General features: G+C 64.1%; 8 protein-coding genes. 5 read left to right on the top strand and 3 right to left on the bottom strand.

The features are described from left to right. The 5 genes from PKA57_RS08585 to mobA form a co-directional block, all read left to right on the top strand. On the top strand, window positions 1-410 hold a 410-nt coding region (locus tag PKA57_RS08585; protein ID WP_324299536.1), incomplete at its 5' end, for a peroxiredoxin. Window positions 411-472: 62 nt separating this feature from the next. Continuing rightward, on the top strand, window positions 473-1,261 hold the full coding sequence (locus PKA57_RS08580) for a ferritin-like domain-containing protein (RefSeq protein ID WP_324299548.1): 789 nt from the start codon (window positions 473-475) through the stop codon (window positions 1,259-1,261). Window positions 1,262-1,434: 173 nt separating this feature from the next. Then, window positions 1,435-2,808, top strand: a complete 1,374-nt coding sequence (locus tag PKA57_RS08575; RefSeq protein WP_324299534.1) for a peptidoglycan DD-metalloendopeptidase family protein — start codon at window positions 1,435-1,437, stop codon at window positions 2,806-2,808. Window positions 2,809-2,836: 28 nt separating this feature from the next. Beyond that, the gene (locus PKA57_RS08570; protein WP_324299532.1) at window positions 2,837-3,358 is read left to right on the top strand and encodes a polymer-forming cytoskeletal protein; all 522 of its coding nucleotides are present in this window, start codon (window positions 2,837-2,839) and stop codon (window positions 3,356-3,358) included. 119 nt (window positions 3,359-3,477) lie between these two features. Beyond that, window positions 3,478-4,104 (top strand): molybdenum cofactor guanylyltransferase MobA, encoded by a 627-nt coding sequence (gene mobA, locus PKA57_RS08565; protein ID WP_324299529.1) that lies wholly within the window; start codon window positions 3,478-3,480, stop codon window positions 4,102-4,104. 12 nt (window positions 4,105-4,116) lie between these two features. Here mobA and prfB read toward each other — a convergent pair. The 3 genes from prfB to PKA57_RS08550 all read right to left on the bottom strand — a co-directional run bounded on the left by prfB (window position 4,117) and on the right by PKA57_RS08550 (window position 9,386). After that, window positions 4,117-5,248, bottom strand: a protein-coding gene (prfB, locus tag PKA57_RS08560; protein ID WP_324299527.1) for a peptide chain release factor 2 whose coding sequence is annotated in 2 segments (ribosomal slippage) — window positions 4,117-5,178 and window positions 5,180-5,248 — 1,131 coding nt in all. Because the reading frame shifts where the segments join, the coding sequence is not laid out codon by codon here. Window positions 5,249-5,344: 96 nt separating this feature from the next. Beyond that, window positions 5,345-7,840, bottom strand: coding sequence for a penicillin-binding protein 1A (locus tag PKA57_RS08555; RefSeq protein ID WP_324299525.1), 2,496 nt, complete (start codon window positions 7,838-7,840; stop codon window positions 5,345-5,347). Window positions 7,841-8,003: 163 nt separating this feature from the next. Continuing rightward, window positions 8,004-9,386, bottom strand: coding sequence for an N-acetylmuramoyl-L-alanine amidase (locus PKA57_RS08550; RefSeq protein WP_324299523.1), 1,383 nt, complete (start codon window positions 9,384-9,386; stop codon window positions 8,004-8,006). Window positions 9,387-9,782 lie beyond the last annotated feature (396 nt).

Raw genomic sequence — 9,782 nt, 5'->3', positions numbered from 1 at the left:
GCAGCACCATCGGCCTCGGCAGCTTTCCGGGGAAGAAGATCGTCCTCTACTTCTATCCCAAGGACGACACGCCGGGTTGCACGATCGAGGCGATCGCCTTCTCGGCCAAGAAGGCCGCCTTCGAGGCGGCAGGGGCCGTGGTGCTAGGCGTCTCCAGGGATTCCGTCGCCTCCCACTGCAAGTTCAGGGACAAGCACGGGCTTTCCATCCAGCTTCTTTCCGATGAAAGCACGAAGATGCTCGAAGCCTATGGCGTGTGGGGCGAAAAGAAGCTCTATGGCCGGACCTATATGGGCATCGACCGCACCACCTTCCTGATCGACGGCAAGGGCGTCGTTCGCCATGTGTGGCCGAAGGTCAAGGTCGATGGCCATGCCGACGAGGTGCTGGCCGCGGTGAAAGCCCTCTGAGCGAGCGGAAACACCGCGTGACGATTGAACCGACCTCTCTCTCCTCCGCCATTTGCGAAGGAATGTCGCTGGCGGAGGCCGCCCGCGCCGTACTCGAATGCCCCGACGCGGAAGGCAAGGCCCGCCTCGCTCATGAGGCGGCCGCCCTCTGGCGCGCGGGCGCGCTGCCGCTTGCGCCGGGAGAATTGCCCGACCGCCCGCAACGCCCGGCAAGGCCGCAGCTTCTGCCGCCGAACGAAATGCCGAGGCGCACATTCAAGGGTCCGCGTGGGCGCTTCGCGCTGCTGCATTCTCTCGCTCATATCGAACTCAACGCCATCGACCTCGCCTTCGACATGGCCGGCCGGTTCGCAGGGGAGCCGCTGCCTCGCGCCTTTTTCGACGACTGGATTTCTGTCGGCGACGATGAGGCGCGCCACTTCATGCTGCTTCAGTCGCGGCTCGCGGCCATGGGCGGAACCTATGGCGACCTGCCCGCTCACGACGGACTCTGGCAGGCGGCGCATGAAACACGCCACGATCTTCTCGCCCGCCTCGCCATCGTGCCCATGGTGCTCGAGGCACGCGGCCTCGACGTCACCCCGGTCATGATCGAGCGGCTCACAGGCGCTGGCGACCATGAAAGCGCGGCCGTGCTCGGCATCATCTATCGCGACGAACAGCAACATGTTGGGGCTGGCGTGCGCTGGTTCCGCTATTTATGCGCCAGAGAAGGACGCGATAGCGAACAGACCTTCCATTCACTGGTCAGGCGGCACTTCCGGGGGTCCCTCAAGCCGCCTTTCAATGCGGATGCCCGGGCACAAGCCGGTTTTGAGCCCTCCTTCTACGAGCCGCTTTCCGTAGGGTGAAAAAGTCTTTTCTTTCTCGTCCCATTAAGCGACAGTATTTGGACATCGGGGGATGGCACAAAAGTTTCTCAATCGGATGTTAACCAGCGCACTGGATTTTAGCCTGTGTGTCCGTGGTTATCGCCGTTCGATCGAGGGGCTGTTGCAGAAGGGGGTTATGGCGCATGAGGGGCATGCACCATAGAGGCTCGGGGTTTGGCGATGCCGTGCGTCGTTTCGCGCGCCATCACTATGTCGAGCGGCAGATCTATCTTCGCAGCCATGGGCAGGTGCAATTCGTCTCGCTGTCGCCGCTGACGCAGGCCATCTTTGCGGGGATTGCCCTCTTCTTCTTCGGCTGGGTCGCCTTCGCCTCCGTGAACGTGGTCTTCAAGGAGCAGATCATCGCCGCCAAGGACCAGCGCTACGTGAAGATGCAGAGCGCCTATGAGGAACGCATGGCGGAACTCCAATCCGCCTACGACCAGCTCAACGGCCAGCTCATCATCTCGCAAGAGCGCTTCCTCGCCACCACTCGCGCGCTGGAAAACAAGCACCGCCAGCTCACCCAGCTCATGACCCAGCGCCAGTCCGCCGGGCTCGAACTCAACGCCATGCGCGAGCGCTATGCGGCCACGATGCGCGGCGCCGGAAACAGCGCGCAGGGCAACACCATCCTGATGACGATGGATCAGGAGTCCGATGGACCCGGCATTGCGCATCTGACGGCCCGGCCGCAGCGGGCAGAGGGCGATCAGACATTCGTCGTCGATGGCGCCGATGGCGGGCCCGACATCGCCGGCCTCGCTGGTGGCACACATGACGGCCATAACGGCACAGCGTCTCAAATTGACGCGCGGCTGACGCGGCTCGACCGCGCACAGCAGGGCCTCATCAACTCGGTGGAAGAGACGACCGACCGCAAGATCCGCGAACTCAAGGCGGTCATAGGCATGACCGACGTCGTCGACGTGAAGAGGCTCACGAAGAACAAGTCGCCACGCAGCGCAGCGGAAGGCGGCCCCTTCCTCGGTCTCGACGAAGGCGAGGCGCTGGCCGGCGCGGGCAATGAAAACGACTTCTCCAAGCAGGTCTTCAGGGTCAGCCAGAATCTTCGCACCATGGCCAATCTGGAGAGTTCCATCGCGAGAATGCCGCTGGCCGAGCCACTGGCCGGCTATCACGAGACGAGCGGCTTCGGGCCGCGCGTCGATCCCTTCAACGGCAAAATGGCGTTTCATGCGGGCCTCGACCTTGCCTCCGACTATGGCAAGCCGGTTCTCGCGACAGCCCCGGGCACCGTCATCTTCGCCGATTGGAAAGGCGCCTATGGGCGCATGGTGGAGGTCGATCTCGGAAACGGCTTTCACACCCGTTATGGCCATCTCAGCCGCATCGACGTGAAAGTTGGCCAGAAAATTGCTTTCCGGGACGTTGTCGGCAAAGTCGGGTCCTCTGGTCGCAGCAGCGGGCCTCATCTCCATTATGAGGTTTGGTTCGACGGTATCGTCCGTGACCCCTCCAAGTTCATCGAGGCAGGGCATTATGTTTTCGCGAAACAAGGGTAAAGAGACCGAGAAACCAGCCGCTCCCGTCGTGGCGCCAGCTCCGATCGCGCCGATCAAGAGAACGGGCGCGCGCACCGCTCCTTCCATCATCTCCACCGATCTGGTGGTGCATGGCAATCTCACAGCGACCGGCGACATCCAGGTCGACGGCACGGTCGAAGGCGATATTCGCAGCCAGTCGCTGACGGTCGGCGAGAAGGCCTCGATCACCGGCGAGATCGTGGCCGACGACATCGTCATCCGCGGCCGCGTGATCGGTACCATTCGGGGACGGCGCGTCCAGCTTTCGTCCACATCCCATGTCGAGGGCGACATCCTGCACGAGGCGCTGGCCGTCGAAACCGGCGCCTTCTTCGAGGGTAATTGCCGCCATTCGGACGATCCCATCAGCCAGCCGGCCGCCACGCCGAAGCCGGCAGCGCCTTCCCGCCCGGCGGGTGCCGCTCCCCTCGCCGTGCCGCGCCCGATGGCGCCGCGCCCGGCCGACGCCGCCAGCCCGGTCGTCGTGGGCGATGGCGGCGTCGTCGTGAAGCGGCCCGCCGCACAGTAAGCCGACGCCTCAACCGCAAATTCGCTGACGGCCGTCTCCTACCGGATGCGGCCGTTTTGCGTTGGCGACCCCATTCATGGGATCGTGGTCGCCGCATTAAGCGGAGACGGGCAAGGACCATGAAGGTTTCCGGTCTCATTCTGGCGGGAGGCCGCGCAAGCCGGATGGGCGGCGGCGATAAGTGCCTCATCACCATCGGCGGGCGCACCATTCTCGCGCATCTGGTCGAGAGGCTGGTGCCACAAGTCGAAACGCTGGCGATCAGCGCCAATGGAGACCCTTCCCGGTTCGAGGCTTTCGGGCTTCCCGTGCTGCCGGACGCAGGTTCCGGCGGCGCTGCACCTGCCGGATGCGAAGGGCCTCTTGCAGGCATTGTCGCCGGGCTCGCCTGGGCTGAAGCATGCGGCCAGGATGCGCTGCTTGCCGTCTCTGGCGATACGCCCTTCATACCCCGCACGCTTGCAAAGAGCCTCGCCGCCGCGATGAGCACAGCCCCCGCGCGCTGCGCCGTGGCGCGATTTGGCGGAGAGCCCTATCCGCTCGCTGCGCTCTGGGCGACGAGCCTGCGAAGTGATGTCGAGAAGCGATTTCGTGCAGGAGAGCGCGCCGTGCGGATCGTTCAGCAGTCCCTCGGCGCGGCTCACGCCGACTTCGAAGGGGCTTACGATCCCTTTCTTGGCGCAAACACGCCTGCGGATGTCGAAGCGCTGAAAACGCTGTGGGAGAACGGCGCCGTCCGAGACTGACGGCCCGCCTCCTCAGGCGATGTCTTCGACCGGTTGCTCGGGCCCGCCGCGCACACGGGCGGCAAGCGCCGCGGCCATGAATTCGTCGAGACCGCCATCGAGCACGTCCGACGGCGTCGGGCTTTCGACGCCCGTCCGCAGGTCCTTCACCATCTGATAGGGCTGGAGGACATAGGAGCGGATCTGGTGGCCCCAGCCGATATCCGTCTTGCTCGCGGCCTCGGCATTGGCGGCGGCTTCGCGCTTCTCGAGTTCGAGTTCATAGAGACGGGCGCGCAGCATGTTCCAGGCCGTCGCCCGGTTCTTGTGCTGCGAACGCTCGTTCTGACAAGCCACGACGATGCCGGTCGGCAGATGGGTGATGCGGACGGCACTGTCCGTCGTGTTGACGTGCTGGCCGCCTGCGCCCGAGGAACGATAGGTGTCGATGCGGCAGTCGCTTTCCTTGACGTCGATGTTGATCGAGTCATCGACCACCGGATAGACCCACACGCTCGAAAAGCTCGTATGACGCCGCGCATTGGAGTCGTAAGGCGAAATGCGAACGAGGCGATGAACGCCGGATTCCGTCTTCAGCCAGCCGAACGCATTGTGGCCCTTGACGATGACGGTCGCCGATTTGATGCCGGCTTCTTCGCCGTCATGCCGCTCGACCAATTCGACCTTGTAGCCCTTGCGCTCCGCCCAGCGCGTGTACATGCGAAGCAGCATCTGCGCCCAGTCCTGGCTTTCGGTGCCGCCTGCGCCGGAATGCACTTCGAGATAGGCGTCGTTGCCGTCCGCCTCGCCTGCGAGCAGGGTTTCGATCTCGGCCTTGCGCGCGTCCTCATGCACCGCCTTGAGGGCTTCTTCGGCCTCCTTGACGATGCCCTCGTCGCCTTCCATCTCGCCGAGTTCGATCAGTTCGAGATTGTCGTTGAGCGCGGTTTCGAGGCGCAGATAGGCGTTGATCGCCGCGTCGAGGCGCGTCCGTTCGCTCATCAGCGCGCGCGCCTGCGCTGGATCGTTCCAGAAATTGGGATCCTCGGCTCGGGCGTTCAGTTCATCGAGGCGTTTGCGGGCTGTATCCCAGTCAAAGATGCCTCCTCAGCAGTCCCAAGGACTGCTTGATTTCGTCGGCTATGCCCTGGGTCTCGGCACGCATTATTCTGTCTCCTCTGAATCAGGCGCGGAAAATAGGCCGAACGGCGGCGGGTGTAAACCCGCCCTCGGCGTTCGCTTGCGCGTCAGCCGCACCGCTTCAATAAAGCCCGCCTGTTCCCGACGTGATGCTGTCGCCGCTCGCCGCGCCGGATGCCCCGCCGTCGAAATCGGTCACGGGCGCGCCGGTGACGACGCCAAGCGTCGGCGTGCCGGAGGCAGATTGCGGCTCGGTGCCTTCCTTGAAGGCTTCGAGGATCACGTTCGGATCGCTGGATGATGCAAGCTGGCCGCTCTTCGCGTCGATCTTGACGAGATTGATGCCGGGCGGAATGCGGAACGGGATCGCAGGCTCGCCGCCGACTTCTTCCATCATGATGTCGCGAAAGATCGGCGCGGCGGTGCGTCCGCCCGTCTCGGCCCGGCCGAGCGGCGTCGGATTGTCATAGCCGACAAAGACGCCGACCACGAGATTGGGCGAATAACCCATGAACCAGGCGTCGCGCTCATCGCTCGATGTGCCGGTCTTGCCAGCGAGAGGCACGGGCACGACCTTCACCGCCGATCCCGTCCCGCGCTGAATGGCGCCTTCAAGCATCGAGGTGATCTGATAAGCCGTCTGCGCGCTCTCAACCTGCTCGCGATTGTCGGGAAGTTCGGGCGGCGGCTGGTTCGACCAATCCGCATTGCAGTCGGGGCACGGACGATCGTCATGCTTGTAGATCGTATGGCCCCAACGGTCCTGAATTCGGTCGATCAGCGTCGGCGTGACCTTTCGCCCGCCATTGTCGAGGATGGCAAAGGCGCTTGCGAGCCTCATCAGCGTCGTCTCTCCGGCGCCCAGCGACATGGAAAGCACCGGCTGCATGTTGTCCGTGATGCCGAAGCGACGCGCATAATCGGCCACAGTATTCATTCCGACGCTCTGGGCGAGGCGCACTGTCATGACGTTGCGCGAGCGCTCCAGCCCGAACCGCAGGGTCGAGGGCCCGAAGAAATTGTGCTCGTAGTTCTCCGGCTTCCAGAGCCCGAGCACGGGCCCCTGATCCATGACGAAGGGGGCGTCGAGCACGAGGCTGGCCGGCGTGAAGCCGTGGTCGAGAGCCGCCGCGTAAACGAAAGGCTTGAAGGACGAGCCGGGCTGGCGCAGCGCCTGCGTCGCGCGATTGAATTCGCTCTGATCGAAGCTGAAGCCGCCCTGCATGGCGAGCACGCGGCCCGTATGCGGGTCCATCGCGATGACGGCGCCATTGACGGCCGGAACCTGGCGCAGCGCGTAGTGATCCGGCGCGGTTTGGCCCTTCTTGTAGATCGGCTCGACATGGATGACGTCGCCGACGGCGAGCGCATCGGATGGCTGCTTCAGAGCCGGGCCGAGATACTTGTCGTTGATCGACTTCCGCGCCCAGGACATTTCCGAGAACGGGAGCGTGCCGGTCTTGATCTCGGTCGAGAATTTGCCGTTGCCGAGCTTTTCGGGGCGCAGTCCGATCTTGGCCGATTGGGCCGACAGATCGAGCACCACGGCCAGTGTCCAGGGCGCGAGGTCTTCGGCGAAGGGCCGCTTGGCGAGGGCCTCATGCCAGTTCTCGCCGGGCTGAAGCGTGGCCACCGCGCCGCGATAGCCGTGGCGGCGATCGTAATCGGTCAGCCCCTTGCGAAGCGCGCGGCGGACGATCGCCTGCAGCCTCGTGTCGATGGTGGTGCGGACATTGAGCCCGCCCTCATAGAGCTTCTGCTCGCCGAACTTCGAGTAAAGCTCGCGGCGAACCTCCTCGACGAAATATTGGGTGGACGCGACCTGCACGCCGACCGGGCGCTGGATGGTGACGAAGGGTTCGGCCAGTGCAGCGCGCGCCTCCTCGGCGGTGATGGCGCTGTCCTCCTGCATCCGGCCGATCACCCAGTTTCGCCGTGCGATCGCACGATCCCGATGGGTGTAGGGATTGTAGTTCTCCGGCCCCTTGGGCAAGGAGGCGAGATAGGCCGCTTCCGCGACCGAAAGCTCGTTGAGCGGCTTGCCGAAATAATTGAGCGCGGCTGCCGCCACGCCATAGCTGCCGCTGCCGAGATAGATTTCGTTCAGATAAAGCTCGAGGATCTTGGCCTTCGAGTAGGCTTTCTCCATTCGCAGCGCGAGCAGGATTTCCGTGATCTTGCGCTGGGCGTTGCGATCGCGCGTCAGAAGGAAATTCCGCGCCACCTGCTGCGTGATGGTCGATGCGCCGACGAGGCGGCGATCGTTGATGACGTTGAAGACGTTGTCGACCATGGCGCGGGCGATGCCGATCGGGTCGATGCCGCTATGGGTATAGAAGTGCTTGTCCTCGGCGGCGAGGAAGGCCTCGATGACGCGGCTCGGGATCGCATCGATCGGAACATAGAGACGGCGCTCGCGGGCATATTCCGCGATCAGCGTGCCGTCGCCCGCATGCACGCGGGTCATGACGGGCGGCTCATAATCGGCGAGCTTGGAATAGTCAGGGAGTTCGATGTTCATCTGCCAGAGCAGATAGCCACCGACAAAAAGCACGCCCGCGACGCAAACCAGAAAGACCGCCGCCAGAGCCGTCAGAATTTTCCACAATGGGCTCACCGCCCCATCCTTCTCTCGAACATGGCCGATCGCATACGGGAAGAGGCAGATCCAGCCTCCGCGATGCGCCCGACATTTAGCACGGTCTTGCCCCCGATCGAAACCTCCCGGCGAAGGGAGCGTTCGGCTCGGTTAACGGGTCCGTCGCGTGGTCCGGCCGCCGTCAGTTCGGCCCCTCGGCCAGCCTGTCGCCGAAATAGCGGTCTATGGCGCGGACGAAAGACGTGGCGACGGAACTGCGCCATTTCGGCGAGGTCAGTTGCTTCTCATCGGCGCGATTGGTCAGGAAACCAAGCTCCACCAGCACCGAAGGCACGTCCGGCGCCTTCAACACCACAAAGCCCGCGAAGCGGTGAGCAGGGTCCAGAAGCGCCGTCGAGTGACGCGCGTAATCAACCACGGACCGCGCGAAACGGACGGAGTAGTTCTTGGTTTCGCGCTGCGCGAGGTCGATCAGAATTCCCGTAACTTCCTTGGACTCACCCTGAAAATCGATGCCGGCAATGACGTCGGAGAGGTTTTCCTTGCGCGCAAGCTCGGCCGCCTCCTTGTCGGAGGCTGTCTCGGAGAGCGTGTAAATCGACATGCCGCGCACATCGGGCTTCGCAATCGAGTCCGCATGGATCGAGATGAAGAGATCGGCATTGCGCTGGCGGGCGATCTGCACGCGGCCCCGCAGCGGGATGAACACGTCCTTGTCGCGCGTCAGATGAACCTCATAGCGGCCGGTCGCGCGCAGCTTCTGCGCCAGCTCCTTGCTGAAGGCGAGCACGACATCCTTCTCGACCACGCCGCTCGAACGGCCATGCGTGCCGGGATCGACGCCGCCATGGCCGGGGTCGATGACGACGACGCGGCGATGGGCCGCCCGCGCCGCGGGGTTCTGCGGCGCGGTCACGGCGCGTTCGGGCTTCTTCTCGATCGAGGCGGCCTTGTCCGGCCCGGGAAGGCCCGCCGTCCTGAGGAAGCTCGCGCGATCCGTCGGCGCGAGATCGAGCACCACGCGCGGGCCGAAGCCGCCCTGCGGATCGAGCACGAAATTGCGCGAGACGGAGACAGGCCCGGTCGTGTCGATGACGACGCGGAACGTGTTGTTCTGGAATTCGCCATAACGGTAATCCGCGATCACGCCCCGCCCCTTCTCGCCGCCGCTCTCGGGCAGGCGCGAGGCAAGATCGGGAAAGTCCACGATCACGCGATAGGGATCGGCGAGCGTGAAGACCTGATAGCGGACCGATTTGTTGCCGCTCAGCTCGACCACGAACCGCGTTTCGCCTTCCCGGTCGCCAACTCGGATGCCGGCGATGGCTGAACCGGCATCCCCGACCGTGGAAGGCCGCGCCTGAGGCGCGAGCGGCGCTGAAGGCTCGGCTGTGACGCCCGATGCGGGCGGCAGGGCGGCCTCGTTGAAGAGGCGGGTCAGATCGTCGGGCTGCCGCGAGGCGGTTTCAGCGCGCGGGGGCGAAAGCGGCAATGTGCCGAGAACGCCCTGGGCGGGCTGCGCCACTGCGACGGAGGCCGAGAAAGCAAAAAATGCGAATGCCATCAGAAGCGGGCGCACGAGCGCTCCCAGCCCTGCTCCCTCCCCAGAGATCCGTCGTAGCTTATTGACCATAACGCACCCGCAGCCCACGCCCTTGCGATCCCCGATCGCGGCCGGCCCCCTGCTTGTTCATGCTCCGGCCGAGCGCGGCTGAATCAACGAAGCAGGTCTAAACTATTGTGACGAGAATACTTTATAAACCGTTACAAGGGCGGAAAATTTTACGGTTTTTCAAGGGTTCGGGTGGTTAATGGGAGGTAGCTCCCGGCCGGCGCCGATCCGCGATCAAGCATCGCTTGCCAAATCAGGATCGCACCAAGTACAAAACAGGGGCTAGCCGGTTTGGCATCCACCCATCGGTCGCCTGGTCACTGAGATCCGGGCTCCCGGGGTCCGATT

Origin of the sequence: Parvibaculum sp. (assembly GCF_035325945.1) — a bacterium.
Taxonomy (GTDB): Bacteria; Pseudomonadota; Alphaproteobacteria; order Parvibaculales; family Parvibaculaceae; genus Parvibaculum.
Note: the sequence above shows the minus strand (reverse complement) of the source record. Positions and strands in the feature narration are given on the sequence as shown.